The sequence below is a fragment of the Streptomyces sp. NPDC048349 genome, assembly GCF_040651925.1.
Taxonomy (GTDB): domain Bacteria; phylum Actinomycetota; class Actinomycetes; order Streptomycetales; family Streptomycetaceae; genus Streptomyces.
The window spans coordinates 64,603-91,255 of sequence record NZ_JBEZLA010000009.1; the positions used below are offsets into that span (position 1 = coordinate 64,603).

The window sequence follows — 26,653 nt, forward strand, 5'->3', positions numbered from 1 at the left end:
GCCCGCGGCCGCCCGCGCCCCGCGCCCCGGGCGCGCGCCCGCCCGCCCGCGCCCCCACGACTATGGAAACGTCCAGGTCCTGTGGCTACCCTCCGCGCATGATTTCCACGGTTGTCTGGGGTACCGGCAACGTCGGCCGTCTGGCCATCCGCGCCGTCGAGGCCCATCCCGCGCTGAAGCTCTCCGCAGTCATCGTCCACAATCCAGCCAAGGTCGGCCGCGACGCGGGTGAACTCGGGGGACTCGACCACCTGCTGGGGGTCCGGGCCACCGACGACGTCGACGCCGTCCTGGCGGCCCGGCCCCGGGCCGTGGTGTACGCCGCGTCCGGTGACGTCCGGCCCGACGAAGCCCTCGCCGACATCACCCGGGCGATCCGCGCCGGCGCGGTGGTCGTCAGCCCCGCGCTGTACCCGCTCTACGACCACCGCAGCGCCCCGCCGGAGTTCCGCGCCCCGGTGCTCGACGCCATCGCGGAGGGCGGCGGCTCGCTCTTCGCCTCCGGCGTCGACCCCGGCTGGGGCAACGACGTCCTCCCCCTCCTGCTCAGCGGACTCGGCACCACGATCGACGCCATCCGCTGCCAGGAGATCTTCGACTACTCCACCTACGACCAGCCGGACTCCGTCCGCTACCTCGTCGGCATGGGCCAGCCCATGGACTACGAGCCGATGATGCTCATGCCGTCGGTCCCCACCATGGTGTGGGGCGGGCAGATACGCATGATGGCCAGGGCCCTCGGCGTCGAACTCGACGAGATCCGCGAGACGGTGGACCGGCGCGCCCTCGACACCACCGTCACCACCCGGACGATGGGCGCGTTCGAGGCCGGCACCCAGGGAGCGATCCGCTTCGAGGTGCAGGGCGTCGTCGAGGGCGAACCCCGCATCGTCATCGAGCACGTCACGCGCATCCACGCCTCGTGCGCCCCGGACTGGCCCGTCCCGCCCGACGGCGGGGACGGCGCCCACCGGGTGGTCATCGAGGGCCGCCCGCGCATCGAGGTCACCGTCGAGGCCACGGACGAGGGCGAGAACCGCTCGGCGGGCGGCAACGCCACCGCCGTCGGCCGCCTGGTCGGCGCCATCGACTGGCTCACCGGCGCCGAGCCCGGGCTCTACGACGCCCTCGACGTCCCGCTGCGCCCCGCCATCGGCAAACTCGGAAGGAAACCGTCATGAGGATCGACATCCCCGAAGGCCAGCACCCGATCGAGTACGTGTGGGGCGACATGGTCCCCGGCATCGGCATGGCCGCCGCCAACTTCTCGCTGTCCGTCTACGCCCACACCACCCTGGGGCTGCGCGAGTTCGAGGCCGCCCGCCTGCGGGTCGCGCAGATCAACGGCTGCGTTTTCTGCCTGGACTGGCGCACCGAGCGGGAGGGGGAGAAGGTCGAGGAGGAGTTCTCCGACGCCGTCACCGAGTGGCGCACCACGGACCGCTTCGACGACCGCACGCGGCTGGCGGCGGAGTACGCCGAGCGGTACACCCTCGACCACCACGGTCTCGACGACGCGTTCTGGGACCGGATGACCGCGCACTACAGCCAGCTCGAGATCGTGGAGCTGACCATGAGCATCGGGTCCTGGCTGGCCTTCGGCCGGCTCAACCACGTGCTCGGCCTGGACAGCGTCTGCATGCTGCCGGGTCACTGACATGGGCCCGGGGCCGCTCGGTGAGTCCGGTCGGCCCCGGTCGTCGGGCGTAGGGACCTGGCTACAGGTCCGTGGCGATGATCTTCTCGATGTTCCGTTCGGCGAGTGCCGTGATGGTGACGAACGGGTTGACGCTGGTGTTGCCGGGGATCAGCGCGCCGTCGATCACGTACAGGCCGGTGTAGCCGTGCAGGCGGCCGTAGTTGTCGGTGGCCTTGTCCAGTACCGCGCCGCCGAGCGGGTGGTAGGTGAGGTGGTCGCCCCAGATCTTGTTGGTGCCGAAGAGGTCGGTCCGGTAGATCGTCCCCTCCTTCGAGTTGATCTTGTCGAAAATGGTCTTCGCCATGTCGATGGAGGGCTGTTTCCAGGCCGTCTGCCAGTCGAGTTCGACCTTGCCCGCCGCCGCGTTCCAGGAGAACCGGGCGCGGTGCGGGTTCTTGGTGATCGAGAGGTAGAAGGACGCGTACGTCTCGATCCCGGTCGGGAGCGGGGCCACCTCGGCGAACGCGCCGCCCGCGTCCCAGTTGTCGATGCCGCCGCAGGGGATGGAGGCCTGCACCTTGCCGGTCGGGTCCCACATGTGGTTGGCGCGGCCGCACATGACGTTGCCGTTGTCGCCCCAGCCCTTGCCGATCTCGTCGTTGAGGAGGGGCAGGACGCCGGTGGCCTTCAGCTTCACGAGCAGCTTGCTGGTGCCGACGCTGCCGGCGGCGAAGAACACCCGGTCGGCGGTCACGGTCTTGGCGGCCGCGACGGTGCCGTCGGTGGTCAGCTGGTTGATGGCGACGGTGTAGCCGCCGCCGGCGGCGGGGGCGACCGAAGTGACCTGGTGCAGGGGGGAGATGGAGACCCTGCCGGTGGCCTTGGCGGCCGCGATGTAGGTCTGCTGGAGCGACTTCTTGCCGTGGTTGTTGCCGTAGAGGATCTCGCCGTCCACCGCGGACTTGGGGACCGTGCCGGCCGCCTCCTGCTTCATGTAGTCCCAGTCGTACACGTCGGGGACGAAGACGAAGGGGAATCCGGAGCGCTGGGCGTGCTTGCGGCCGACGCGGGCGTACTGGTAGCAGGCGACGGTGTCGAACCAGGCCGGGTCGATGAGGCCCACTCCGAGCCCGGCATTGGCGCGGGGGTAGTAGGTGGCGTACATCTCGTCGGCGTTCACCGAGGGCAGGACGGAGCTGAAGTTGGCCCGCCTGGGGGTCACGGCCATGCCGCCGTTGACGAGCGAGCCGCCGCCGACCCCCCGGCCCTGGTAGACGATGATCCCGCCCATCTCCTCGGCGTCGAGGATGCCCGTGTACTTGGGGACGGACTTGTCGATCGGGAACCCGAGGAAGTTGCTGAGCGGCGCCTTGGTCTTGGTGCGCAGCCAGTAGGAGCGGTAGTCGGGATTGGTGGTGTGGGCGAAGATCTTGCCGTCGCTGCCCGGGGTGTCCCAGGCCATGCCCATCTCGACCATGTGGACGTCGACGCCGGCCTGGGCCAGGCGCAGGGCGGCGACGGATCCGCCGTAACCGGTGCCGATCACCAGGACCGGGACGCGGACCCCGTCACCGATGGCGGTGGAGGCGGTGGTGGCGGTGGCGGTCTGCGCCGCATGAGCGGAAGTGACTTGTGCAGAGAGGGCCACAGCCCCCAAAATAGAACCTGTTCTCGCAAGGAATCCGCGACGGGAGAATTCGTTGGAACCGTGTCTGGGCTCGCCGGTGTCACTCATGTGACGTTCCTCACTCTCGGCTGAATGAGAACGAGTTCTACTGCCAGGTGCGTGTGAAGTCACTAGATACCTCTAGGTAACTTCGTCGGTTCAAGCCGGTCGTGTCACGGAATTCGCCGATGCGGGTCGCCCTGACCAGCCCAGGACCAGCAAGGATGCGACCGCGGCGAACGCGCACCAGGTGGAGGCGAATTCCAGCCTCCACAGGGCGGCACAGACCACGGCGCCGACGGCCAGCAGGGCCCCGAGCAGCCGCAGCCGCCGGTCGCCCGCGAGCAGCAGGGCGCCGAGCGTGGCGGACAGATAGCCCGCGAGGACGAGCGGCGCGTACGGGACGTCCACGCCGTAGCCGACCGTGTGGCCGCGCAGTTCCGCGGTCACCGGCCGGGTCGCGAGCCCGTACGAGAGGACCGCGGCGGTGGCGGCGCCCACGGCCGCGGGCCCCCACAGGCGGCGCCGGATCCCGTGCGGGGCGGCGACCAGCACCCCGAGCGGCACCCAGACGGCCAGCAGCGGGAGCGCGACCACGGCCCAGGCGGTCGCGGCGGGGGAGCAGCCGCCGCCGGAGTTCCAGACGGCGGCCTCGACCAGCTGGTGCGCCCCCAGCAGCAGCGGCAGCGCGGCGACGGGCAGATCGCGCGCCCGCCGGGCGCGTGCGGTGCGCGCCACGCACGCGACGCCGACGGCGGTGATGACCGTGCCCGCCGTCAGATCGGCCGTCGCGCTCCAGCACATGGTGTCAGTCGGTCACATCGGTGGACCGCCGCGGGGGCTCGAGCGGCGGAGCGCTCATCGAACACTGGGTGCGGCACTGCGGGTGCGGAGCCCCGGCCACCGGCGCCCGTACCGTCGCCCAGGCCACCGCCGCCCCGACCGCCAGCACGCCCGCACACCAGGGCATGGCCCGCCCGAACGCCGCGTCGAACTGGTCGGCCGAGCGGTACGCCTCGGGCCCCATCCCGGCCAGCAGCGGCAGGGCCGCCACCGCGAGCAGCCCGGCCGCCCGCGCCGCGGCGTTGTTGATGCCGCTCGCCAGCCCCGCCCGGCCCGGGTCCACCGAGGCCAGCACGGTCGCCGTGAGCGGGGCCACCAGGATCACCATGCCCGCGCCCATCACCGTCATCGCGGGCAGCACGTCCGCCGGGTACGAGGCGTCCGGCCCCACCCGGAGCATCAGCAGCGTCCCGGCCGCGCACAGCAGCGGCCCCACGGTGAGCGGGATGCGCGGTCCGATCCGTTCCCCGACCTCCCCGGAGCGGGCGGAGAGCAGCAGCATCAGCACCGTCGTGGGCAGCAGCGCGGCGCCGGCGGCCAGTGCGGAGTACCCGGCCACCACCTGGAGCTGGAGCACGACGAGGAAGAAGAACCCGCCGAACGCCGCGTACACGCACAGCGTGACCAGATTGACCGCCGTGAACTGCCGCGAGGCGAAGATGTCCGGAGGCACCATCGGATCGGCCCGCCGCCGCTCCACGTACACGAACAGACCCGTCAGCAGGAAGCCGCCGACCGCCGCGGCGATCACCGGTGCGTTGGCGGACCGGGCCTCGATCAGCGCGTAGGTGAGCAGCGCGAGGGCCGCCGCGCCCAGCAGTGCGCCGGCCACGTCGAACCGCCCGCGCGCCTGTGGATCGCGTGATTCCGGTACGTGCCGCAGGGCCACCGGGACGCACAGCGCGGCCAGGGGCACGTTCAGCAGGAACACCCACCGCCAGCCGGGTCCGTCGACCAGCCAGCCGCCGAGGAACGGCCCCACGGCCGCCCCCACCCCGCCCAGCCCCGACCACAGTCCCACCGCTCTGGCCCGGTCCTCCGGACGGATCGAGCCCTGGATCAGGGCGAGCGAGCCGGGTGTGAGCAGCGCGCCGCCGATGCCCTGGAGGGCCCGGGCCGCCACCAGGACCCCGGGGTCCGGTGCGAGACCGCACAGCAGCGAGCCCACGGCGAACCAGACCACGCCGAGCACGAAGACCCTGCGGCGCCCGAAGCGGTCGCCGAGCGCTCCGCCGACCAGGATCAGCCCGGCCAGGGTCAGCAGATAGGCGTTGACCGTCCACTGCAGGACGGCGAGATCGGCGTCGAGGTCCCGTCCGATCCGGGGGAGCGCGACGTTGACGACCGTCGAGTCCAGCAGCGCCATGCTCGACCCGAGCACGGTGGTGAGCAGGATCCAGCGGCCCCGCGCGGACGCGAGCGGGACGCCGGGCCCGGCCGGCGGGGCGGGTGTGGTCATGACTCAAGGCTGGCCCGGGCGGCCGCCGGGGGCCACTGGGCGGACGCGGGGGCCACCCGGCCGGCGCCGGGGCCGGGGGAACGAGGCTCAATAGGCCCTCTTGTAATGGAAATGGCACTCAATCAGCATGACCCGCGCACATCGCACACCTCACGCACCCTCTTCCCGCACAACCTGCACACGGCGTACGAGGAGACAACACGTGGCCCAACGCACCAGGCGATCCTTACGCGCGGCGCTCGCCGCCCTCACCTCGGTCCTGCTCCTCCCCCTCGGCGCGGGCGTCGCCGCGGCCGCACCGGACCCCGGCCCCGCCCCCGGCGCGGCTGAACGCAAGATCGAACCCAAGCTCCGCGCCCAGCTCGACGGCTCCGACAAGGCCGCCTTCTGGGTCTACCTCGACAGCGCCGCCGACCTGAGCGCCGCGCGGAAGCAGCAGACCCGCGCGGCCAAGGCCGAGACCGTGCTCAGGACCAAGCAGGAGCACGCCGCGCGCAGCCAGGCCGAGGTGGTCAAGGCCCTCGAGGGCGCCCGGGCCGAGTACACCTCGTACTGGATCGTCAACGCCGTCCGCGTCGTCGGCAGCCACAAGCTCGCCGGCACCCTCGCGCAGCGCCCCGAGGTGTCCCGGATCGACGCCGACGACAAGGTCGACCTGCCCAAACCCGCCGAAGGCGAGCGGGAGCGGACCGCGGCCGACGCCGTCGAGTGGAACATCGACCGCATCAAGGCCCCCCAGGTCTGGGAGCAGGCCGGAGTGCGCGGCGAGGGCATCGTCGTCGCCAACATCGACAGCGGCGTGGACCACACCCACCCCGCCGTGAACAACCAGTACCGCGGCAAGAACGCGGACGGCACCTACACCCACGCCTACAACTGGTTCGACCCCGCCGGGGTCTGCGCCGGCGCCGCCCCCTGCGACAACAACGACCACGGCACCCACACCATGGGCACGATGGTCGGCGACGACGGCGGCTCCAACAAGATCGGTGTCGCCCCGGGCGCCAAGTGGATCGCCGCCAAGGGCTGCGAGACCAACTCCTGCTCCGAGGCGTCGCTGCTCGCCTCCGGCCAGTGGATCGTCGCCCCCACCGACCTCAGCGGCCAGAACCCGCGCCCCGACCTCGCGCCGCACATCGTCAACAACTCCTGGGGCAGCGCCACGCACGACGACTGGTACCAGCAGATCGTGGACACCTGGCGCGCCGCGGGCATCTTCCCGGCCTTCTCCAACGGCAATTCCGGGCCGAGCTGCGCCACCAGCGGCTCACCCGGCGACTACGCGAGCTCCTACAGCTCCGGCGCCTTCGACATCAACAACGCCGTCGCCTCGTTCTCCTCGCGCGGCGCGGGCCCCGGCGGCGTCATCAAGCCGAACATCGCCGCCCCCGGCGTGAACGTGCGCTCCTCCGTCCCCGGCGGCGGATACGAGGCCTTCTCCGGCACCTCCATGGCCTCGCCGCACACGGCGGCCACCGTGGCCCTGCTCTGGTCGGCCGCGCCCGCCCTCGAAGGCGACATCGCGCAGACCGAAGCGCTGCTCGACGGCACGGCCCAGGACGCGGACAGCGCCCAGTGCGGCGGCAGCGCCGCCGACAACAACGTCTTCGGCGAGGGCAGGCTCGACGCCCTCGCCGCCGTGAACGGCGCCCCGCGCGGCGCGGTCGGCGCGCTTGCCGGCACCGTCCGTTCCGGCGGTACGCCGGTCGCCGGCGCCACGGTCACCGCCGACGGGCCGATCGACCGTACGACGACCACCGCGGCCGACGGCACGTACCGCTTCCCCGCACTGTCGGTGGGCGACTACGCCGTCAGCGCCGCCAAGTTCGGCTACGGGCCGCAGACGGCGACGGTCCCGGTCACCGAGAACGCCACGGCCACCGGCGACTTCACCCTCGTCCAGGCCGCCTCCGGAAAGCTCAGCGGCACCGTCGCCGCCCCCTCCGGGCCGGCCGCCGGCGCCTCCGTCACCATCGTGGACACCCCCGTGACCGCGACCACCGACGCGCAGGGCCGCTTCGAGGTGACCCTGCCCCACGGCACCTACGACGTGAAGGCCACCCACCCCTCCCGCTGCGTCACCGGCGGCGCCGCCAAGACCACCGTCGCGGGCGACGCCACCGTCACCGTGAACCTTCCCGAGCGCACCGACGGCTACGGCTACGCCTGCGCCACCGCGGGCGACCGCCCGTACCCCGCGGGCAGCCGACAGCTCGCGCTGACCGGCGACAACACCACCGAACGCGTCGACCTCCCCTTCCCCCTGCCGCTGTACGGAAAGACGTACGCGCAGGCCTGGATCGGGACCAACGGCACCGTCAGCTTCGGCGGCAGCCACACCGCCGACATCAACGGCGACCTGCCGAGCACGGCCACCCCCAACGCCGCCCTCTACCCCTTCTGGGACGACCTGGTCGTCGGCGCGGCGGGCACCGGATCCGGAGTCTTCACCGCCGTCACCGGCACCGCCCCGCACCGCAGCTACGTGATCGAGTGGCGGGAGGTGTCCCACTGGTCGGCGCAGGCCGAGAAGTTCTCCTTCTCCGCGTCCATCGGTGAGGACGGAAGCGTCTCCTACGCCTACAAGGGGACGGGCGGCACCGGCATCAAGGGCGGCTCCACGGCCACCGTCGGCGTGGAGAACGCCACCGGGACCGACGCCTTCAGGTACTCCTTCAACACCCCGGTCATCACCGACGGCCTGGGCATCTCCTTCCGCACCACCAAGAGCGGCGTGGTCGCGGGCCGGGTGCTCGACGCCAACGACGGCAACGGGGTCGCGGGCGCCACGGTGACCGTCGGCACGGGAGAGGCGGCCGTCTCGGCCACCACCGCAGCGGACGGCGGCTACGTCGTCCAGAGCCCGTCCGGCTCGCGGGCCCTCTCCCTTTCCGCGCCGCACTACGAGAGCGGGCAGGGGACCGTCGAGGTCAAGGCGGCCGACGTCACGACGGTGACGCAGTCCCTGCGCACCGGCCGGGTGACGGCGTCCCGGCCCGCCGTGGAGGTCGTCCTCCCGGCGAACCAGCAGCGGACGCGGACCCTGGACCTGACCAACCCGGGCCTCGGCACGGCGTTCACGGTGACCGAGGACGCGGCCTGGCTGACGGCCACGCCGGGGACCGGGAACCTGCCGACGGGCGCCAGGACCCCGCTCACCCTCGCGGTGGACACGAAGGGACTGGCCCCCGGGTCGGTCCTGACCGCCGACCTGAAGATCACCTCGGCCAGTGGCAGGACCCCGGTCCTGACCGTTCCGGTCAAGGTCGTCGTCCCGCGCTACCAGGTCGCCCTGGACGCGGGCTCCGACTCCGCGGGCACGGACGTCCTGGGCGACGCCTGGTCCCCGGACCGCAAGTACACGGCGGGCTCGTACGGCTACCAGGGCAACACCTCCGTACGGACCACCAGCCGCACCATCGCCGGCACGGACGACCAGCGGCTGCTGCGCAACGCGCGCGAGGGCATGTACGAGTACCGCTTCGACAACGTGCCGAACGGCACCTACACGGTGGAGCTGGGCTTCGCCGAACTCTCCTCCACCCGGCCGAACAAGCGCGTCTTCGACGTCCTGGCGGAGGGCCGGCAGGTCCTGCCCTCCCTGGACATCTCCCTGGAGGCGGGCACGTACACGGCCCTGACCCGCACTTACACGGTCGAGGTGACGGACGGGGTGCTCAACGTCCGCTTCGTCACGCACACCGGATTCGGCAAGCCCCTGATCAACACCCTTCGGGTGACCGACCGTCCCGACCAGAGCTGACCGCACGACCGGCGGGGGCCGGGCGCTGCAGGGCGCCCCGCCCCCGGCGGTGCCATTCGGGTGGGGGAGCCCCGACTCCCGCACCGACGTGCGGGCACACCGCGCCGGGCTCGCTAGCGTGGACGACCATGACGCTCCTGAGCGACCAGGCCGACGGCATCCGGGCCCTCGTGGGCTGCGCCGACCCCGGCGCCGTCTGGGCCGTGGGGGGACCCGACGGCGTCCAGGCGGCCTCGCAGGACTGCGACGGCACGGTCTTCGACGTCGGCTCCCTCGCCGCCGTCCTCGCCCTCTGGCCCGTCGTCGGCAGCCTCGTCGAGGAGGGCGCGCTCCGGCTGCACACGCCGCTCGCCGCCTACGGGGAGGAGGCCGCCGCCGGGACCCCGGCCGGGACCACGGCCCACCACCTGCTCACCCGCACCGACGGGACCGAGGCCCTCACCCGTCTCGCCGAGCACCTCTCGGGCAGCCCGCTCGCCGAACTCGCCGCCACCCGGGTCTGGCAGCCCCTGGGCATGACCGGCACCCGGTTCGCCGACGGCACCCTGCGCGCGCCCCTGCGCGACCTCGTCCGCTTCCTCGGCCACCTGGTGGCCCCCGCGGACACGGACGGCCCGACGGGCCTGCCCCGCACCTGGACGGCCGAGTCCCTGCGCATCCGCACCGGTGAATTGACCCCCGCCCGCGGCCTCATGTGGCACCCGGCCCCGCACGGCGTCTGGGCCCACCCCGCCCCCGCCGTCCCCGGCCCGGCCCTGTGGGCCCGTCCGGGCGGCCACCGCTGGGCGCTGCTCCTTCCGGCCCTCCCGCCCGGCCGGCACACCACCCTCCGCCAGGCCTTCCGGGACGCCGCCTTCGCCCCGGTGTGACGCTCGGAGCGCGGGGTCCGCGGGAGCGACGTACGGTGAAGCCGATGTCACCGCCGCTGACCACGCGAGGACCCCATGCCCGACGCCGTGACCTCCGCGTACGACACCACGGACGTCGACCTGCTCGACGACCTGTGCCGCGAACTCGCCCAGGCCGCCGACGCGGTCGGCGAGGCCGCCGGCTACGCCTCCGGGCTGGCCCTCGGTGCCTGCCTGCCCGCCACCGCACTCGCCCGGGGAGGGCCGCGCCGCAACGGCTGGCGCACCCTCCTGAGGACCCTCACCGACCCCGCCGGCCTCGGCTGGGCGCCGCGCGGCCGGGGCGCCCTGCCGAGGGCCGGGCGGCTGGCCGGGGCCCTGGCGGGCCGCGAGAGCCTGGCGATCAGCGTCGCCGTCTGCGGACTCAGAGCCCGGATCCGGGTGGTGAAGGCCCGTCGCCCCGAGCTGCTGCGCGATCCCGGAGCGGCGGCGGTCCTGGGGGCCGTCGCGGAAGGCCGGCAGGCCGAGGCCGTCCGCCTGTTCCGGGACATCGTGCGCGACCGGGGCGCCGAGCACGCCTTCTCGCTGCTGGCCCCGGCCTTCGCCGACATCCTGGCCTGGCACGCCCTGACCGACTCCAACCCGTTCAACGACCACGCGGGCTGGCAGGTCGCCACCGGCCGGGCCGTGCCCGCCGCACCGCTCCTGGGCCTGGGCGCCGCCTTCCGGTCGCTCTGCGACCGCGGCCCCGGTCTGCCCGCCGACGGTGCGCCGCAGGCGGGGGCCGACGGGGACGCGGCGCAGCCGCCGCGGCCGGCGCCCCGGCGGCTGAGGGCGGTCCCGCCGCTGGGGCCGGACCCCTACCGGCACCCGCACCGGCCCGGCAGCCTCCGCGGGCACGCCTCCGCGCTCCGCTCCCACGCCGTGCGGCTGCGCGCGACGACGGCGGCGCCCGCCTGGCGGGTCCCGCAGGACGACGCCCTGCGCGCCGAGGTCGCGCTCCTCGCCGGCCGCTGCGCCACCGCCGCCAACGGCTTCACGCTGGCCGCGGCCCAGCTGGGCGAGGCGCGCCTGCCGGGCTGAGCCGCCGGGTCCGGCAGTTTCCCACCTCGACGGTCGTGGACAGCCGCGCCCGGGCGAAGCCGGCCGCGCGGCCGAGGGTGCCCCTGCCGACCAGAACCGCCGCGAGCCGGGCGATCAGCGGGGAGCCCGCGACGCCGGTGACGCGCTGCAGCGTGCCGGCGCTGCCCGTGTCTCGACGCCGAGACCGGTCGCGGTGACGCTTCCTCCGTCAGTTCTCGGCAGTGGGGAGCCGGCACAGGGCGGCCAGCGCCCGCTCGGTGATGTCTTCCGGGGAGCCGGACACGTCGACGACGAAGCCGAGTTCGTCCTCCTGGAGGGGCTCCAGGGCGGCGAACTGCGAATCCAGCAGGGAGGCGGGCATGAAGTGGCCGGTGCGGGCCGCCATCCGCCGTTGCACCAGCGCACGCGCGCCGGTGAGGTGCACGAAGACCGCGCCGGGGGCCGCGGCGCGCAGCCGGTCGCGGTAGGAGCGCTTGAGCGCCGAGGCCGCGACCACGCCGCCGCCCCCGCCGCGCCCGGCCCGGGCGCCGATCCACTCGCCGACGGCGTCGAGCCACGGCCGCCGGTCGGCGTCGTCCAGGGGGATGCCGGCCGACATCTTGGCGACGTTCGCCGCGGGATGGAACGCGTCGCCCTCCGCGTACGGGAGGGCGAGCGCCGCGGCGAGCAGCCGGCCCACGGTCGTCTTGCCCGTGCCGGCCACGCCCATCACCACAATGACGCGCTGGGAGCTCACGCGGTACCTCGCCGTCCTGGTCGACCCCGGTTTCGTGTGGGGCACCACCGGGCCGGACCACCACCGTAGATCATCGGAAAGCCGCTGCTGGATAATGCCGGTGAGCAGCACAAGCACACTGGAGACGCCGGCCCGCGCAGGGGCCCGGCAGGAGAGGGAGCCCCCGATGGACGTGCAGCACTTCGAGCGGATCACCGCCTTCATCGAGGCGCGGCTCACCCCGCTGTTCGACGCGGAGACGGGCAGCGAGTACGGCTTCGGGATGGACGACACCTCCCGTGCGCTGCGCGCGCTGCGCAACGCGGTCCTGGAGGCCTCCGCCATCAAGGGTCTCATCGCGCAGCGTGAGTCGGCGGACCCGGCCATGCGCCGCGTCATCGACCAGTCGGTGGAGCACAACTGGGACGTGCTGCGCGGCATCGCCCGCCAGTGGGAGGACCACGCCGACTTCCGCCACGAGTTCAAGCACCACGCGTGGGAACTCGACCACCACGCCGTCGCGGTGGAGAGCTGACCCCACCCCCTGGAACACGGCGACGGCGACGGCCGGGGCCTCCCCGCAGCCGTCGCCGTCCCGGTCCGCCTACTGCGCGCTCTTGCGCGGCGTCGTCTGCTGGACCGCCCAGCCGTTGCCGTCGGGGTCGGAGAAGTAGACGAACGAACCCCAGGGCAGGTCCTGGATTTCCGTCACCTCGACACCGCGGCCGCGCAGGTCCTCGTACGCCTCCTCGATGTCGGTGACGACGACCTGCATGTTGTCCAGGGAGCCCGGGGTCATCCGGGTCAGTCCCCGGCCGATCGCGATCGAACAGGCGGACCCGGGCGGGGTCAGCTGCACGAAGCGGACGTCGTCGCTGACCGTGTGGTCGTGGTCGGTGATGAAGCCGATCTTCTCGTAGAAGGCCTTGGCCCGGTCGACATCGGTCACGGGCACGGCAACCAGTTCCAGTTTGATGTCCATGGCGGCATCATGCTCCAGAGCCGGTCCTCACGCCGCCCGGAGCCGCGTCGGCGGGCGTGTCCCCCGACGCGAACTGGGTGCGGTACAGCTCCTCGTACCGGCCGCCCGCCGCCAGCAGTTCGGTGTGCGTGCCCCGTTCGACGATCCGCCCGCCCTCGACCACGAGGATCAGATCGGCCGCCTGCACGGTCGACAGCCGGTGCGCGATCACCACCGCGGTCCGGCCCGCGAGGGCCTCGCCCAACGCCTCCTGCACCGCCGCCTCCGAGGTGGAGTCCAGGTGCGCGGTGGCCTCGTCGAGGATCACCACCCGCTGCCGGGCCAGCAGCAGCCGCGCGATGGTCAGCCGCTGCCGCTCCCCGCCCGACAGCCGGTAGCCGCGCTCCCCGACGACCGTGTCCAGCCCGTCCGGCAGCGAGGCGACCAGCCCGTCCAGCCGGGCACGGCGCAGGGCCTCCCAGACCTCCTCTTCGGAGGCTTCGGGGCGGGCCAGCAGCAGGTTGGCCCGCACCGACTCGTGGAAGAGGTGCCCGTCCTGGGTGACCATGCCGAGCGTTGCGCGGATCGAGTCGGCCGTCAGATCCCGTACGTCGACCCCGCCGATGCGGACCGCGCCCGCGTCGGCGTCGTACAGCCGCGGCAGCAGCTGCGCGATGGTCGACTTGCCGGCGCCGGAGGAGCCGACCAGGGCGATCATCCGGCCGGGATCGGCCCGGAACGACACCTCGTGCAGGACCTGCGTACCGCCCCGGGCGTCGAGGGTGGCGACCTCCTCCAGGGAGGCGAGCGAGACCTTGTCGGGGGACGGATAGCCGAAGGAGACCCGGTCGAACTCCACGGCCACCGGACCGTCGGGCACCGTGCGGGCGTCCGGCTTCTGGGTGATGAGCGGCTTCAGGTCGAGGATCTCGAAGACCCGCTCGAAGCTCACCAGCGCGCTCATCACCTCCACGCGGGCCCCGGCCAGCGCGGTCAGCGGTGCGTACAGCCGGGTCAGAAGCAGGGCGAGGGCCACCACGGAGCCGGCGTCCAGGGTCCCGCGCAGGGCGTAGTAGCCGCCCAGCCCGTAGACGAGGGCGAGGGCCAGCGCCGACACGAGGGTGAGGGCCGTGATGAAGGCGGACTGGGCCATCGCCGTGCGGATCCCGATGTCCCGCACCCGCGCCGCGCGGGCCGCGAACTCCGCGGACTCGTCGGCCGGCCGCCCGAACAGCTTGACCAGCGTCGCGCCGGGCGCGGAGAACCGCTCGGTCATCTGGGTGCCCATCGCGGCGTTGAGCGCCGAGGCCTCCCGCTGCATGGCCGCCATCCGCGTCCCCATCCTGCGGGCCGGCAGCACGAACACCGGCAGCAGCACCAGGGCCAGCAGGGTGATCTGCCAGGAGATGCTCAGCATCACGGCGAGGGTCAGCAGCAGGGTCACGGTGTTGGCGACCACCCCGGACAGGGTGTTGCTGAACGCCCGCTGGGCGCCGATCACATCGTTGTTGAGCCGGCTGACCAGCGCCCCGGTCCGGGTCCGGGTGAAGAAGGCGACGGGCATCCGCTGCACGTGGTCGAAGACCGCCGTCCGCAGATCGAGGATCAGCCCTTCGCCGAGGGTGGCGGAGAGACGGCGGGTCAGCAGCCCCAGGCCCGCCTCGGCCACCGCGATGAGGGCGATGAGCAGGGCGAGGCGGGTGACGGTACCGCTGTCCCGGCCGCCCACGATGGCATCGACGATCCGGCTGGCGAGCACCGGCGTGGCCACCGCGAGCAGCGCTGTCACCACGCTGAGCAGCAGGAAGCAGGTGAGCCCACGGCGGTGCGGGCGGGCGAAGGCGGCGACCCGCCGCAGGCTCGCCCGGGAGACGGGGCGACGGTCCTGCTGGGCGTTGATCGCACTGTGCAGCGAGGTCCAGGCGGTGACTTCCATGTCCATGTCCTGAACGTTAGGACCTCAACCGAAGTCGAGGTCAAGCATGCGGGCCGTCCGCTCCAACCGGGGTCAACTCCGGCTCGAGCGGCCGAAATCCGCGTCCGCCGACCACTGTCGGTGCCCGCTGGCATCATCGGTCCATGACGCAGGGATCCGAGTCCGCACGCTCAGGTCAGTACACCGCCGACACCGTCCTGCACCGCTTCGAGCAATGGGCACGGGACACCCCCGGGGCCCCTGCGCTCGTCGCGGGCACCGACAGCCTCACCTACGGGCAACTCGACGCACGCGCCGGCCGGCTCGCGCGCCATCTGCTCGCCGCGGGCCTGCCCCGGGGCGGCCGCGTGGCCGTGGGCACCGTCCGCCAGGCGGAGCTGGTCACCGCCCTCCTCGCGGTCCTCAAGGCCGGCGGGGCCTACACCGTCCTCGACGTCGACGACCCGCGCACCGGGCGCCGCCAGCTCGCCGGCGCCGAGCCCGACGTCCTGCTCACCCACCCCGCCCACCAGGCCGCCCTGGACGACGGAAGCGGACCGAGGGTCATCCGGTTCGGGGAGGAGGCCCCCGGGGCGGGCGAACGGCCCGCCGCGTCGCCGGCGTTTCCCGGGCCGGGCAGCGCCGCAGCGGTCCTGTTCACCGGGGCGGCCGAGCCGCGGGCCGTCCCCGTGGGCCACGGCCTGCTCCTGGGCGCGTACGAGGGCTGGGCGGAGGTCGCCCGGCCGACCCCGCAGGACCGGCACCTGATCACGGCCCGCCCCGACGTCACCGCCTTCGCCGCGGGCTGGACCCGGGCCCTGTGCTCGGGCGGCGCGCTCGTGCTCCCCGCGCTCGCGCCCTGGAAGGCGGAGGAGGTCACGGCGGCGGTCGAGTCCCAGGGGGTCACCGTGCTCCACGCGGGCCCCGCCGACGCCGTCCACCTGCTGACCCCGCACGCGGCGCCGCGGACGCCCGTCCCGCAGGCCCGCCGGGCGCCGGGAGCCGACGTCCCGTCGCTGCGGCTGATCGCCTTCTCCGGAGACCGGCTGCACCTCGACGAGCTGGCCGCCCTGCACACCGTGCTGCGCCCCGGCGTGCGGGTGCTGAACGTCTACGGCACCGCCGAGACAGCGGGCACCGGCACCTGGTTCGAACTGCCCCAGCTGCTGCGCCCCCTGGACGGGCCCGAGGAGCGCTCCCTGCTCGGCACGCCCTTCCCCGGCTGCCGGGCCGAGGTGCGGGAGGGGGAGATACACCTCACGCCGCCCGGCGGCGACCCGGTGCCCACCGGCGACCTCGGCCTGCTCCGCGAGGACGGACTGCTCGAGTTCCGCGGCCGGATCCGCGACCGGATCACCCTGCCCGACGGCCGCTCCCTCGACCCGCACCCCGTCGAATCCGTGATCCGCGGCCACGAGGGCATCGGCGCGGTGCTCGTCAACGGCGTGGACAGCGCCCGCGGTCCGCGGCGGCTCGTCGCCTACGCCACCCCGCGGCCCGGCGCGCCTTCGTGGCCCCCGGGCGCCGAGCTGCCGGACGTCGAAGAACTGCGCGCCCACCTGGCGGGGAAACTGCCCCGGGAGGACATCCCGCTCCGGGTGGTCCCGCTGCGCTCCCTGCCCCGCAACCGGGGCGGCCAGGAGGACCGGACCGCCCTGCCCCTGCCGATCCTGAGCGCCTCCGCGGCGCAGCCCGCCGGGAGCAAGTCCGGGCGGCCCGCGGCCGGTCCGGCCGGTCCGACCGGTCCGTTCCCGGCCTCCTGGGCCGCAGGCTGCGCGGGCTTGGCCATGGGCTTCGTCGGCCTGATCCTCACCAAGGTCTTCTGGCCCGGATCGACGGATCTCACCGGAGTACCGCAGCCCTGGGCCTTCCTCTTCTTCCTGCTCTACGTCACCGAGTGCGTGGCCTTCGGCATCGGCCTGCTCTTCCTGTTCCGCGGCCGCGCCCGGATGCCGCGCCGGGGCCGCGGCCGCGGTCTCACCGCCGCCGCGCACCTGGCGGTGTCCTACCTGCTGCTGGCGTGGTGGCCGCAGGACAACCTCTACCGGCTCGCGGCCAAACAGAACTGGCCGCGGCAGGCAGCCCTCGTCTACACCTTCAACATCCCCCTGATGATCGCGGGCGTCGTCGTCGCTGCCTATGTCATCGCCAAACCGCCCAACCCCTTCGACTTCGACGAATGACCGGCTGATCCGCATCCGGCCGGCCCGGGCTCACGGCCTCGGCTCGCGCGGACGACCCGGCTCGCGCGACGACCCGGCTCGCTCACGAGCCCGGCTCGGGCGGGCCGAACAGCCCCCCACCCGCCAGGGCCCCGGCCCGAACCAGCTCCTCGGCCGCGTCCAGCGTCTGCGCGTCGTGCGCGGCCACCAGGAAGCCCAGCCACGGCACGGGTTCGCACGCGGCCGTCGGGATCGCCGGGACGAACACCGCACCCAGCTCGGCGCACTCCCGCGCCAGTCCGGCGCACAGCTCGTCCAGCTGCGCCTCGGGCAGCCGCGCGCCGAGCTCCACCCGGTCGGCGATCCGTACGAGGTGCCCGGCGCCCCGCAGCGCGTCGAGCCGGGCCGCCACCATGAAGGCGATGGCCGGCCCGGTCAGGCGCAGATTGGTCTCGGTCGGCGCGAGCCGCCCCTCGCCGGCGGTCACGAAGTCCACGTCGAACCAGCCCCGGTAGCCGCCGGCCGAGAGCGCGCGGCCCACCGCCGCACCGAAGGCGCCGAGCGGCTCGCGCGCCCAGGCGGGCACCACCCCGGGTCCCACCGTGGCCCCGGCGTAGCAGCCGTCCCGCACGTCCATGACCGCCCCGCCGACCTCGTGCACCCGGCCGTCGGCAGCCACGAACCCGTCGTACGTGAGGTCGCGCGGCCCTTCGTCCCCCGCCGGGCCGTGCACGTACTCCTCCACCAGCAGCGGCCCGCGCGGCAGCCGCCGCAGCACGGCGCGCGCCCCGCCCGCCGCCCGCAGCTGCGCGGGGGTGACCACCGTGGTGCCCGAACCCCCGACACCGTGCTCCGATTTGAGCACGCTGCTCTCGCCCGCCCCGGCCCGTGCGGTCAGCAGCCGGGCCGCCGACCACCGGGTGGCGGGCCGCCACTGCGCAGGGAGCAGAATGGCGGGGTGTCCGCCCCCGGCCAGGATCCGGCCGAACAGGCCGTGCGCCGCGGACTTCGACTCGTACCGCAGCTCCGCGGGCTCCCAGGGCCGCCCCGTCAGCCGCCCGAACGGCCCGGTCAGCCCCCACGGAACGAGCGGCAGCCCGGCCCCCGTCAGCCGCGCGGCGAGGGCCGGCCGCTCCCGTACGGCGTCCAGCAGCCCCGGGCCCCGCTCCACCAGGCCGTCGTACACCTCCACCCCGCTCCAGCCCAACTGGCGGCAGACCAGCTCGGTCCAGCCCCGCGACACCGCCCGCGGCAGCACCAGCGCTGCCGGGCAGGGGCTGTAGAAGGCGGCCAGACAGGCGTAGTGGTGCGCGGCCGCCTGCTCGCGGTCCAGGGAGGCATCGGCGAACTGGGCGTTGAACTCGGCCACGTTGCCCACGTGAACGGCCCGCCCGCCGCCCGTCCACTCCCGCGCCCAGGCGGCGAGCGGGGCGGGGGACACCTCGAACCTCGCCAGCCCCTCGGGGCCGCCCGGCGCGGCACGCGCCCCCATCGCCCGGTAGAAGCCGGCCGCATGCGGATCGGCATCGATCACCAGCCGGCGCACCCCCAGCTCCGCCGCCCGGCGCAGCGCGTCCCGGTACAGCAGCCGTCCCACGCCCCGACCGATGGCCGACGGCTCCACGAACAGCAGCCCCAGCGAGGCGAGCGGGGCGGCCCCGTCCAGGGAGGCGAGCCCGAGCACCGCCCCCTCGGGGTCCTCGGCCACCACGACCCGGCGGCCCGTCACGTCACCGGGCCGGATCCGCAGTTTCTCCGCGCAGGCGGCCAGGACCTCCGGCCCGTACCCCCAGTACGCCTTGGACCGCATCACCAGCCCGGTCAGGGCCTGCGCCTCGGCCGCCCGCGCGGCCCTGACCTTTACCAATTGCCGACCTCCCCATGGTCCGGGGCAGGGCCGTGCGATAGATTCGGCCTCCCCACGGCACATCATTTCCCACCCACGCGGAGACAGGCTTCTCAATGAGCGACATCATCAACGGACTTGGCCGCACCAGCGCCTTCGGCGCCCTCGGCCTGGTGCTGCTGATCCTCGGCATCGTCCTCGTGGACGTGCTGACGCCCGGGAAGCTGCCGAAGCAGATCTGGGAGGAGCGCAACCGCAACGCCGCCCTGCTGCTGAGCTCCGCGCTCCTGGGCATCGGCGGCATCGTCTTCACCTCGATCTGGACCACCTACCAGGACTTCGGCAAGGGTCTGCTGTCGACCGCGGCCTTCGGCGTGCTCGGCCTGGTCCTGATGGCGGTGGCGTTCCTGGTGCTCGACCTGGTGACCCCGGGCAAGCTCGGAGCCATCGTCGTCGACCCCGAGCCCCACCCCGCGGTCTGGGTCACCGCCTCCTGCAACCTCGCCGTGGCGGCGATCGTGGCCGCCTCGATCGCCTGACGGGCCCGCACCCGACGCGACGAGAGCGCCGCTCCCCACGGGGAGCGGCGCTCTCGTGGTCCTACGCCAGGCCCAGCGCGAACACCGCGAACCCCGCCGCCAGCAGCCCCGCGACCGTCCGTCGCACGGCCCCGTGCCCGCGCACCGCCCGCGAGGGACGCTCGAACCGGCGCGCGTACCGGGCGATGCCCACCAGCAGCACCGCGAACACCGGCATCCACGCCACCCGCGCCGCGATCCATCCCAGGCTGTCCGGTGCCGTCGTCAGCCCCGCCACGGCGCCCAGGAACGAACCGGGAACGGCCGCGGCCAGCATGGCCGTCTGGTGCCAGCACAGGATCGTCATCGCGCACAGGTTGACCACGACCACCGGCGCCCACAGGGCCGGCCGGGCCAGCAGCCTCGCGAGCCGGTCGCGCAGCAGGATCGCCGCGCCCGACTGGGCCGCAGCCAGGGCCAGTACGAGCAGCGACGGGGGGTGGGAGTTGGTCCGCTCCGCACCCGGCACGCCCACCATCGACGCCGGGTAGTGGAACACCACGAGCAGCACCGCGAACAGCAGCGTCCCGCCCACCAGCAGCAGCCGGCCGCCGCGCCGCCCGATCCGCCCCTCACCCCAGCTGACACCCAGCTGGTACGCGAACATCCAGCCCGGCAGGATGGCGAGCAGCGACACCCATCCCGGCACCGAGCCGGCGAGCGGGCCGTAGCGCAGAAAGTCCACCACCGCGACCGAGGCGAGCAGCGGAGCGGCCGCCCAGCCGCCGAGCCGGCCGGCCGCCCGCACGCAGTACGGCGTCAGCGCGGTGATCACCACGTACACCCCGACGAACCACAGCGGCTGGATCACCAGCGTCGCCCCGGTCCGCAGCGTCACCTCCGGCACCCCGGCCGCGTACAACGCCGGCGCGGCCAGGGCCCACACCATCGTGACCCCGAGGACCGGCCGCCCCAGCCGGACGGTCCGCCCCTTCAGCCAGGTGCCCGCCGAGCCCGTGCGGCGCCGGAAGGAGAGCGCCGACGCGTAGCCGCCGACGAGGAAGAAGATGCCGAGCATCTGGAGCACCCAGCTCGCCGGGGCCAGGGCGCCGAAGGCGGAGAGGGGACTGGCGTTGTGCAGGCCGCCGCCGGGGTCGAGGGTGAACCCGCCGAGCAGCCAGTGGCCCGTCGGCACCGCCAGCAGGGCCAGGGCGCGCAGCCCGTCGATCGCGCGGTCGCGACCGGCGGGGGTCTGCCGGTCGATCCGCCCGGCGGCGGCGTGCAGCCGGGCGAGGGCACTCATCCGGCTCGCCGAAGTCGCCGGAGTCGCCGAAGTCGCCGGTTTCATCGGACTCGTCGGACACGTCGGAGTCATCGGAGCTCTCCCTTCGCGATCGCTGCGAACGCCGCCAGGGACCCGGTGCCGGGCGCGAAGTAGCCGGTGTGGCCGCGCACGTCGGCGGCGGGCACCCGGCGGGCGCCGAAGCCCGCGGAGGTGGGGTCGGCGCCGTGGCCGATTCCGGCGAACCGGACGTTCGGAACGTCGGCGATCCAGTCGGAGGGGCCGCGGGCCGCCCACACCCGGGCGCCGGTGCGCAGTCCGGCCGCGGTGTCGGCACGCATGCCGGGAGAGCCGAAGGCCACCAGGTCGGCGGCGTCCGTGTGCCGGGCCGCCAGCCCGCAGACCACCGAGCCGTAGCTGTGGCAGAACAGCACCGGGTCGGGTGCGCCGACCGCGTCCAGCCCGGCCGTGAATCGGGCCAGGCGGACCGCCCCCGCCTCGGCCAGCCGGCCGTCGGCCGCGTCCAGGCCCACCCCGACCGGGGTGGTGTACCCGACCCAGGCGATGACCGCCGTGGACGCGTCGGTCGCCGCGCGCAGCGCCCTGGCCATCCCGGCGGGTCCGGTGGCCGGTGTGCGCCGGGCGTCGTGGTGGGCGGCGTCGTTGTCGGCCCCCGGCACGATCACCGAGACGTGCGCCGGGTGCTCCAAGTCCCCGAACACCTCGGCGACCTGCCCGCGGCCGCGCGGGTCGAAGGCCAGGATCTGCCGGTCCGGCGCTCCGAGCGAGGCGTAGCGGGCCTCTCCCGTGGCGGCGATCGCGAGCCGGTTGGCCTCGTACCGCAGGGAGGGCGGAGCCCCGTCCAGGTTCCCCACCACGAGCGGGTGGGCCCGTACCAGCGCGAGACGCTCGGCCTCGTCGAGTCCGGCGAAGAACCGGGCCACCTCGTGAGGCGTCGCACGCGCCGGATCGGGCAGCGCCCGGCCGGACACCGTATCGGCCCGCCAGGGGCCAGTGCCGGGCGGCGGCCCCGTGACCGCCCGCTGGCTGTCGCCCGAGGCCCATCCCGCGGTCCCCCCGACGACGGCCACCGCCAGCGCGGCCGTGGCCAACGTCCTTCCGAAGCGGCGCATGCCCCTTCTCCTCTCCTCGTGACGAGGCAGAAGGTAGGAAGGAGGTAGCGGGCCGGACGTCGGACCGTGGAGCCAAACCGGATGTCATACCCCGGTAGGGGGTGGAGGAGAAGGCGAGGGGGAGTGGGGGAGGGAGCGGCGGCGGTCCGGCTCCTCAGGCGGAGTCGCCCGGCCGCACCACTCCCGCCTCGTACGCGAAGATCACCGCCTGCGCCCGGTCCCGCAGGCCGAGCTTGGCCAGCACCCGTCCGATGTGCGTCTTGACCGTCTGCTCCGCGAGCACCAGATGGCCCGCGATCTCCTGGTTCGACAGCCCGCGCGCGATGAGTTCCAGCACCTCGGACTCCCGCGGGGTGAGGCCGTTCAGCCGCAGGGCCGGGTCCTTGCGCGGCGCCGGGCGCTGCTGCACGAAGTCCGCGATCAGCCGCCGGGTCACCGAGGGAGCCAGCAGCGCCTCGCCCGACGCGACGACCCGGACCGCCGCGATCAGGTCGGCCGGCGGCGCGTCCTTCAGCAGGAACCCGGAGGCACCGGCGCGCAGCGCCTCATACACGTAGTCGTCGATGTCGAAGGTCGTCAGCATCAGCACCTTCGGCCGGTGCACCACCCCGGGCGGGGGATCCAGGATTTCCCGGGCGGCCGTCAGCCCGTCCATCTCCGGCATCCGCACGTCCATCAGCACCACGTCCGGGTGCGTGGCGCGGGAGACCTGCACCCCCTGCCGCCCGTCGGGCGCCTCGCCCACCACGTCGATGTCGGCCTGCGCCGACAGCAGCGCGGCGAACCCGGCCCGCACCATGGCCTGGTCGTCGACGATGATCACGCGGATGGTCAACGCCACTCCTCGCTGGGGGTGTTCAGGGGCAGTCGGGCGGCGACCCGGAAGCCGCCGTCGGGCAGCGGACCGGTGTCCAGCGTCCCGCCGGTCAACCGTACGCGCTCGCGCATCCCGACCAGACCGTGCCCCGTGCCCGAACTCTCCAGCGCCACGACCGCCTCCCGGGCCGGGCCGTTGACCACGAGCACCAGGACCTCGTCCTGGTCGACGGTCACCGAAACCCGCGTCGCGGCGCCGGGCGCGTGCCGGACCACGTTGGCGAGCGCCTCCTGCACGATCCGGTACGCCGACAGGTCCACCGCGGGCGGAGCCGCCCCGGCCGCGCCGGCGGCCAGGGACAACTCCACCGGCTGCCCCGCCCGTACGGTCGCCTCCACCAGCTGCTGGAGCCGGTCGATCCCGGGCTGCGGGGCCTTCTCGCCCTCGGCGCGCTCCGTACCGTCACCGCGGAGCACGGTCAGCAGGCGCCGCATCTCGCCCAGCGACTCCCGGGCACTGGCCGCGATCGCCGCGAACTCCTCCTGCACCGGCTGCGGCATGCCCGGCAGCCGGTACGGCGCGGAATCGGCCTGCACGGTGATCACCGACATGTGGTGGGCCACCACGTCGTGCAACTCCCGGGCGATCCGGGCCCGTTCCTCGAGCAGGGTCCGCCGGGCCCGCTCCGCCTCGCTGATGCTCTCCTGCTCGGCGATCCGCTGCTGCGCATCGCCCAGCCCGCGCAGCGCACCCGTCAGCGCCAGCACGACCCCGCCGAGCACGAACAGCAGCGCGGCGGTGTCCACGGAGCCCGCCGGCCGGAAGAAGCCCAGCACCGTGCCGACCGCGCCGGTCACCAGCCACACCCCGACGAGGGTCCGGATGGACTCGCGCAGTCCCAGGCAGGCCATCAGCAGCAGGTAGCCGACGATGGCCATCGGCGTCCACGGCCAGGCGTGCCCGGCCACCCGGTCGGCATGGACCAACAGCACCCCGCCGATCGTGTCGGCGAGCAGGACCAGCGCCCAGGCGTGCAGCGGCCGGGTCACGGCCAGCAGCAGCGGCACGGTCTGCGCCACCCCCAGCGCCCCCGACCAGCCGCCGCCGAGCCCGTAGTCGTTGGCGAGCACGGCGATGGTCACCGGCAGCAGGCTCACCACGAAGACGCCGGCGACGGCGAACGGCAGCAGCCGCTGCCAGGTCTTGGGCGCCTGCGCGAACAGGGGTTGCGCCGCCCGGGCGGGCGTGCGCAGCACCACGGCCAGCTGGGTCAGCGCCCCGGGCACCCTTGATGCGGGGGAGGACGAGGCGGCACGGACGCGTGCGCGGGTCCGGCCGACCAGCCGGAAGCGGGCTTTGTCGCTCATGATCGGGCAGCCTATGCGCAACGGGACCGGGGGATAGGCTGCTCGCCGGACGATCACGGAGGAGCGGTACGCATGGGTGGGGCAGCCGCTCTGGAGAAGCTGGTGCCGGTGCTGCTGGCCTTCGGCGGCGGGGTGCTGCTCGCCCGCCGCAAGGCCGTACCGGCCGAGGCCGCCAAGGCCTTCTCCGACTACGCCTTCCTCTTCGCCGTGCCCTGCTACCTGTTCGGCAACATCTACGCCGGCGACCTGGCGGCCCTGTTCGACTGGCGGGCGATCGGCGGCTACGCCGCGGCGGCCGCCCTCGCCGCGGCCGTGGTCTCGGTGGCGGCCGTGGCCCACGGGATCCGGGACCCCCGGGCCGTGGCCCTGCGCGTCATGGCGGGCGTCCAGGTGAACACCGCCTACTTCGCCGTCCCCGTCTTCATCACCGTGTTCGGGACGGCCGCCCCGATCTTCCCGATCCTGCTGTTCCAGGTGTGCGTCCTGTCCCTGGTCGTCATCTCCCTGATGGAGCTGGGCCGGGCGGGCCCCGGCGCGGGCGGCCCGGGACGGCGGCTGGCCCGGGCGCTCGGTGCCTCGCTCGCCACGCCGCTGGTGCTCGCCTGCAACGCGGGCATCGTGCTCAACCTGCTGTCCGTGCACGTTCCGGACGTGGTCCTGGACGCAGCCGCCTTCGTCGGCGACAGCGCCTCCCCGGTGGCCCTGTTCGCCCTGGGCCTCCACCTCGGCGGCGTCGGCCTGGACCTGCGGGGCACCACCCGCGAGGAGCTGGCCCTCATCGCCTTCAAGTGCGTCGCCTTCCCGGTGCTGACCTGGGCGGTGTGCGGGCCGCTGGTCGGGGTGCGGGGCGAGTGGCTCGCGTACCTCGTCCTGCTCGCCGCGATGCCCACCCCGCAGAACCTGTTCATCTTCGCCCAGCGCTACGACGTGGGCGTCGCCCTCTCCGCCTCGATAGTGATCAAAACCTCCCTGGCCACCCTCCTGCTCCTGCCCCTCTGGCTGCAGGCGGTCTCCCCCTGAGCGCCCCGCCCCCGCTGCCGGACACCGCCTCGTGCCCCCGCAGGGAACCGGCTCGTTGACCCGGCATGGAACTGCCGACCATCGCGGCGCCGGGCGTCGGGGAACGGGCCGACGCCGTGGCCGATGCCGCCTGCCACCTCTACGACACCGTCGCGCCCTGGCGGACCGGCGCGCCCGGCGGGTGGAGCCGGACCGCCGCCGAGGACGCCGCCGAGGCCATCGAGACCACCGCGCACGCCCTCGCGCACATCGACCCGGGGGCCGAAGTGGTCCTCGCGCCGGTCCACACCGCCCTCGCCGACCTGCGTCGCAGGCTCGGGCTGCCGCCCGCCGACCCGCTGATCGCCGCCGGACTCCCGGCGACCCCGCGCACGGTCGGCAACCCGCGCCGGACCCGCTGGGTCCGGGTGCTCACCCCGCCTTCGCCCCGGCAACCGCCTTCTCGTACAACTTCCTGATCTGCCTGCCGAAGTAGGAGCTGTACGAGGTGTCGGCGGTGTCCCCGCCGGTCTTCCAGCCGCCGATCACCCCGACCACGTCACCGGTTCCGGTCCGCGCGTCATAGCGGGCCAGGAAGGGCCCGCCGCTGGTCCCGCCGGGATAGCCGGTGCAGGCGATCCGCAGGAACGAGCCCGGGATCCGCGCGTCCCTGCTGGTGAACTTCACCGTCCGGTTGACGCACACGCGCGGGCGCGCCGCCGAGGCCGGGTGGCCGATCAGGGTGACCTGCCGATGGGCGTAACCGGCGCCGGTGACCAGGCGGTTGCCGCCGACCACGTCCTGCACCGGGCGGCCGCGGGAGTCCGGGCCCACTTGCGCGAAGGCCACGTCGAGGGTGGCCGCCCGGTCGGGGCCCTGGGACCGGTAGCGCGGATCGATCCAGATCCGGGAGCGGCCGGCCGCGTCGCGGACCACCGGGAACATCCCGTACGGCTGCGGTCGGGCGCGCGTGTACCGCGGTACGAAGGCCACCTGCCGGGTGTCGGAGCCGGTCAGGCAGTGTGCCGCGCTGAGCACCAGGTTGCGGCCGGGGGAGGCGACCACGCTGGCGGTGCAGAAGTACGAGCCGCCGCCCTTGACCAGGAACAGCCGGCCGGCGACGGGGACACCGTCGAAGTCCTGCCCCACGCCGGGACTGGTGGCGGGAAGGCGGACCGCCGCGGGGGCGGGCCGGGCGGACGGTACGGCCGGGGCCGGAACGGGGGCCGGAACCGGGGCCGGGGTCGGCGCGGTGACCGCGGGCGCCGCCGGGTCCCCACTCGGCACGGGGGTCGGTGCAGCGGGGGAGGGGGATCCGGCGGGCCCGGGAGTCGGGGCCGGCTCGGGCTCGGGCGGGGGCAGCGGCCGGGCCCACGGCAGCGGCGGTGGAGCAGGCCACGGGTCCGGATCCGCTGCCGCAGCCGGACCGGTTCCGGCAGCCGCGCCCGGGACGGGATCCGGCGGCAGCGCAGTCGCGGCGGCCATCCGCTCGGCGGTCCAGAAGGACTCCGCGGCCCGGGCGGTCCAGCGCCCGGCCGCCCCCGGAGCGGCGCTCCAGGCCTCGGCGGCGGGCGGTGGCCCCACGGCCGCCAGCAGGGCGGCCGCAGCCGCGGCCATGGTCAGCAGGCGTCGCATGC

General features: G+C 74.3%; 22 protein-coding genes. 10 read left to right on the forward strand and 12 right to left on the reverse strand.

The window, feature by feature from the left end:
- Positions 1-98: 98 nt before the first annotated feature.
- Complete coding sequence (locus tag AB0D44_RS07785; RefSeq protein ID WP_362585993.1) at positions 99-1,181, forward strand: dihydrodipicolinate reductase; 1,083 nt, start codon at positions 99-101, stop codon at positions 1,179-1,181.
- Complete coding sequence (locus tag AB0D44_RS07790; RefSeq protein ID WP_362585996.1) at positions 1,178-1,657, forward strand: carboxymuconolactone decarboxylase family protein; 480 nt, start codon at positions 1,178-1,180, stop codon at positions 1,655-1,657. The genes AB0D44_RS07785 and AB0D44_RS07790 overlap by 4 nt, the downstream gene beginning before the upstream one ends.
- Positions 1,658-1,718: 61 nt before the next feature.
- Here the strand turns inward: AB0D44_RS07790 and AB0D44_RS07795 are convergent, their stop codons facing one another.
- The 3 genes from AB0D44_RS07795 to AB0D44_RS07805 form a co-directional block, all read right to left on the reverse strand.
- Positions 1,719-3,374 (reverse strand): GMC oxidoreductase, encoded by a 1,656-nt coding sequence (locus tag AB0D44_RS07795; RefSeq protein ID WP_362585999.1) that lies wholly within the window; start codon positions 3,372-3,374, stop codon positions 1,719-1,721.
- Positions 3,375-3,464: 90 nt separating this feature from the next.
- Positions 3,465-4,109, reverse strand: coding sequence for a DUF6629 family protein (locus AB0D44_RS07800; protein WP_362586002.1), 645 nt, complete (start codon positions 4,107-4,109; stop codon positions 3,465-3,467).
- A gap of 4 nt (positions 4,110-4,113) precedes the next feature.
- A complete protein-coding gene (locus tag AB0D44_RS07805) occupies positions 4,114-5,607 on the reverse strand; it encodes an MFS transporter (RefSeq protein WP_362586005.1) in 1,494 nt (497 codons plus the stop codon).
- Positions 5,608-5,809: 202 nt separating this feature from the next.
- Here AB0D44_RS07805 and AB0D44_RS07810 point away from each other — a divergent pair, with 202 nt between their 5' ends.
- The 3 genes from AB0D44_RS07810 (at position 5,810) to AB0D44_RS07820 (ending at position 11,301) form a co-directional block, all read left to right on the forward strand.
- Positions 5,810-9,370 (forward strand): S8 family serine peptidase, encoded by a 3,561-nt coding sequence (locus AB0D44_RS07810; RefSeq protein WP_362586008.1) that lies wholly within the window; start codon positions 5,810-5,812, stop codon positions 9,368-9,370.
- Positions 9,371-9,498: 128 nt separating this feature from the next.
- Positions 9,499-10,239, forward strand: a complete 741-nt coding sequence (locus tag AB0D44_RS07815) for a hypothetical protein (RefSeq protein WP_362586011.1) — start codon at positions 9,499-9,501, stop codon at positions 10,237-10,239.
- A gap of 75 nt (positions 10,240-10,314) precedes the next feature.
- Positions 10,315-11,301, forward strand: a complete 987-nt coding sequence (locus tag AB0D44_RS07820; protein WP_362586014.1) for a hypothetical protein — start codon at positions 10,315-10,317, stop codon at positions 11,299-11,301.
- A gap of 208 nt (positions 11,302-11,509) precedes the next feature.
- Here the strand turns inward: AB0D44_RS07820 and AB0D44_RS07825 are convergent, their stop codons facing one another.
- On the reverse strand, positions 11,510-12,037 hold the full coding sequence (locus AB0D44_RS07825; RefSeq protein ID WP_362586017.1) for a gluconokinase: 528 nt from the start codon (positions 12,035-12,037) through the stop codon (positions 11,510-11,512).
- Between the two features lie 166 nt (positions 12,038-12,203).
- On the opposite strand from AB0D44_RS07825, the gene AB0D44_RS07830 reads away from it, so the two are divergent.
- Positions 12,204-12,551: a hypothetical protein gene (locus AB0D44_RS07830; RefSeq protein WP_362586020.1), complete on the forward strand. Its 348-nt coding sequence runs from the start codon at positions 12,204-12,206 to the stop codon at positions 12,549-12,551.
- A gap of 69 nt (positions 12,552-12,620) precedes the next feature.
- On the opposite strand, the gene AB0D44_RS07835 is transcribed toward AB0D44_RS07830, so the two are convergent.
- Positions 12,621-12,998, reverse strand: coding sequence for a VOC family protein (locus tag AB0D44_RS07835; protein WP_362586022.1), 378 nt, complete (start codon positions 12,996-12,998; stop codon positions 12,621-12,623).
- A 7-nt stretch (positions 12,999-13,005) separates the two neighbouring features.
- Positions 13,006-14,919, reverse strand: a complete 1,914-nt coding sequence (locus AB0D44_RS07840; protein ID WP_362586025.1) for an ABC transporter ATP-binding protein — start codon at positions 14,917-14,919, stop codon at positions 13,006-13,008.
- 137 nt (positions 14,920-15,056) lie between these two features.
- Here AB0D44_RS07840 and AB0D44_RS07845 point away from each other — a divergent pair, with 137 nt between their 5' ends.
- Positions 15,057-17,075 carry an AMP-binding protein gene (locus tag AB0D44_RS07845; RefSeq protein ID WP_362586028.1) on the forward strand — a complete coding sequence of 673 codons (2,019 nt, stop codon included), beginning with the start codon at positions 15,057-15,059 and terminating at the stop codon, positions 17,073-17,075.
- An 82-nt stretch (positions 17,076-17,157) separates the two neighbouring features.
- Here the strand turns inward: AB0D44_RS07845 and AB0D44_RS07850 are convergent, their stop codons facing one another.
- Entirely contained in the window at positions 17,158-18,921 is a 1,764-nt protein-coding gene (locus AB0D44_RS07850) for a GNAT family N-acetyltransferase (RefSeq protein ID WP_362586031.1), read from the reverse strand.
- A gap of 95 nt (positions 18,922-19,016) precedes the next feature.
- Between AB0D44_RS07850 and AB0D44_RS07855 the strand changes: the two genes are divergently transcribed.
- Complete coding sequence (locus AB0D44_RS07855) at positions 19,017-19,439, forward strand: DUF350 domain-containing protein (protein WP_362586033.1); 423 nt, start codon at positions 19,017-19,019, stop codon at positions 19,437-19,439.
- Positions 19,440-19,500: 61 nt separating this feature from the next.
- Here AB0D44_RS07855 and AB0D44_RS07860 read toward each other — a convergent pair whose 3' ends face one another.
- The 4 genes from AB0D44_RS07860 to AB0D44_RS07875 all read right to left on the reverse strand — a co-directional run bounded on the left by AB0D44_RS07860 (position 19,501) and on the right by AB0D44_RS07875 (position 24,017).
- Positions 19,501-20,721, reverse strand: a complete 1,221-nt coding sequence (locus tag AB0D44_RS07860; RefSeq protein ID WP_362586035.1) for an acyltransferase — start codon at positions 20,719-20,721, stop codon at positions 19,501-19,503.
- Positions 20,722-20,789: 68 nt separating this feature from the next.
- On the reverse strand, positions 20,790-21,833 hold the full coding sequence (locus AB0D44_RS07865) for an alpha/beta hydrolase (protein WP_362586037.1): 1,044 nt from the start codon (positions 21,831-21,833) through the stop codon (positions 20,790-20,792).
- 154 nt (positions 21,834-21,987) lie between these two features.
- Entirely contained in the window at positions 21,988-22,668 is a 681-nt protein-coding gene (locus AB0D44_RS07870) for a response regulator transcription factor (RefSeq protein WP_362586039.1), read from the reverse strand.
- Complete coding sequence (locus tag AB0D44_RS07875; protein ID WP_362586042.1) at positions 22,665-24,017, reverse strand: sensor histidine kinase; 1,353 nt, start codon at positions 24,015-24,017, stop codon at positions 22,665-22,667. Before AB0D44_RS07875 ends, AB0D44_RS07870 begins: the two co-directional genes overlap by 4 nt.
- A 72-nt stretch (positions 24,018-24,089) precedes the next feature.
- Between AB0D44_RS07875 and AB0D44_RS07880 the strand changes: the two genes are divergently transcribed.
- Together AB0D44_RS07880 and AB0D44_RS07885 are read left to right on the forward strand one after the other, a co-directional pair.
- Complete coding sequence (locus AB0D44_RS07880) at positions 24,090-25,037, forward strand: AEC family transporter (RefSeq protein WP_362586044.1); 948 nt, start codon at positions 24,090-24,092, stop codon at positions 25,035-25,037.
- Positions 25,038-25,102: 65 nt separating this feature from the next.
- Entirely contained in the window at positions 25,103-25,495 is a 393-nt protein-coding gene (locus AB0D44_RS07885; RefSeq protein ID WP_362586047.1) for a hypothetical protein, read from the forward strand.
- Here AB0D44_RS07885 and AB0D44_RS07890 read toward each other — a convergent pair.
- Positions 25,449-26,651, reverse strand: coding sequence for a trypsin-like peptidase domain-containing protein (locus AB0D44_RS07890; protein ID WP_362586050.1), 1,203 nt, complete (start codon positions 26,649-26,651; stop codon positions 25,449-25,451). The two genes, AB0D44_RS07885 and AB0D44_RS07890, sit on opposite strands and share 47 nt — an antisense overlap.
- Positions 26,652-26,653 lie beyond the last annotated feature (2 nt).

Bases quoted from the DNA above. Each gene is read 5' to 3' on its own strand.
- AB0D44_RS07785 (WP_362585993.1), top strand. From the start codon at position 99: ATGATTTCCACGGTTGTCTGGGGTACCGGCAACGTCGGCCGTCTGGCC.
- AB0D44_RS07855 (WP_362586033.1), top strand. From the start codon at position 19,017: ATGAGCGACATCATCAACGGACTTGGCCGCACCAGCGCCTTCGGCGCC.
- AB0D44_RS07795 (WP_362585999.1), bottom strand. From the start codon at position 3,374: ATGAGTGACACCGGCGAGCCCAGACACGGTTCCAACGAATTCTCCCGT.
- AB0D44_RS07865 (WP_362586037.1), bottom strand. From the start codon at position 21,833: ATGCGCCGCTTCGGAAGGACGTTGGCCACGGCCGCGCTGGCGGTGGCC.
- AB0D44_RS07880 (WP_362586044.1), top strand. From the start codon at position 24,090: ATGGGTGGGGCAGCCGCTCTGGAGAAGCTGGTGCCGGTGCTGCTGGCC.
- AB0D44_RS07800 (WP_362586002.1), bottom strand. From the start codon at position 4,109: ATGTGCTGGAGCGCGACGGCCGATCTGACGGCGGGCACGGTCATCACC.
- AB0D44_RS07805 (WP_362586005.1), bottom strand. From the start codon at position 5,607: ATGACCACACCCGCCCCGCCGGCCGGGCCCGGCGTCCCGCTCGCGTCC.
- AB0D44_RS07815 (WP_362586011.1), top strand. From the start codon at position 9,499: ATGACGCTCCTGAGCGACCAGGCCGACGGCATCCGGGCCCTCGTGGGC.
- AB0D44_RS07835 (WP_362586022.1), bottom strand. From the start codon at position 12,998: ATGGACATCAAACTGGAACTGGTTGCCGTGCCCGTGACCGATGTCGAC.
- AB0D44_RS07875 (WP_362586042.1), bottom strand. From the start codon at position 24,017: ATGAGCGACAAAGCCCGCTTCCGGCTGGTCGGCCGGACCCGCGCACGC.
- AB0D44_RS07820 (WP_362586014.1), top strand. From the start codon at position 10,315: ATGCCCGACGCCGTGACCTCCGCGTACGACACCACGGACGTCGACCTG.
- AB0D44_RS07830 (WP_362586020.1), top strand. From the start codon at position 12,204: ATGGACGTGCAGCACTTCGAGCGGATCACCGCCTTCATCGAGGCGCGG.
- AB0D44_RS07845 (WP_362586028.1), top strand. From the start codon at position 15,057: ATGACGCAGGGATCCGAGTCCGCACGCTCAGGTCAGTACACCGCCGAC.
- AB0D44_RS07790 (WP_362585996.1), top strand. From the start codon at position 1,178: ATGAGGATCGACATCCCCGAAGGCCAGCACCCGATCGAGTACGTGTGG.
- AB0D44_RS07890 (WP_362586050.1), bottom strand. From the start codon at position 26,651: ATGCGACGCCTGCTGACCATGGCCGCGGCTGCGGCCGCCCTGCTGGCG.
- AB0D44_RS07885 (WP_362586047.1), top strand. From the start codon at position 25,103: ATGGAACTGCCGACCATCGCGGCGCCGGGCGTCGGGGAACGGGCCGAC.
- AB0D44_RS07840 (WP_362586025.1), bottom strand. From the start codon at position 14,919: ATGGACATGGAAGTCACCGCCTGGACCTCGCTGCACAGTGCGATCAAC.
- AB0D44_RS07860 (WP_362586035.1), bottom strand. From the start codon at position 20,721: ATGAGTGCCCTCGCCCGGCTGCACGCCGCCGCCGGGCGGATCGACCGG.